Here is a 391-nt window from a genome sequence, read left to right as displayed (position 1 = left end):
CGCGGCTGCTCCACCAGCGCATCGTCGTCCTCGGCACGGCCGTGGACGACGCCGTCGCGAACCGTCTGTGCGCGCAGCTCCTCCTGCTCTCGGCGGAGGACCCGCGCGCGGACGTCGCGCTGTACGTCAACTCTCCCGGCGGCTCGGTGAGCGCCGGGCTCGCGATCTACGACACGATGCGGCTCATCCCGAACGACGTCTCCACCGTCGCGATGGGCTTCGCCGCGAGCATGGGGCAGTTCCTGCTCTGCGCGGGGACGCCGGGCAAGCGGTACGCCCTGCCGCACGCGCGGATCATGATGCACCAGCCGTCGGCGGGCATCGGCGGCACCGCCGTCGACATCGCGATCCAGGCCGAGAACCTCGTGTACACCAAGGGCCTCATGCACCG

At 71.4% G+C, this 391-nt stretch carries 1 protein-coding gene; it reads left to right on the top strand.

The window, feature by feature from the left end; all coding sequences use genetic code 11:
- Positions 1-391: ATP-dependent Clp protease proteolytic subunit (locus tag G3I78_RS50495; protein WP_203616628.1), on the top strand; the 391-nt coding region annotated here is incomplete at both ends.

The organism is Streptomyces sp. SID13726 (assembly GCF_010548375.1).
Lineage (GTDB): Bacteria > Actinomycetota > Actinomycetes > Streptomycetales > Streptomycetaceae > Streptomyces.
The sequence above is the reverse complement of the archived record's forward strand: the minus strand, read 5'-3'. Positions and strand labels throughout refer to the sequence as shown.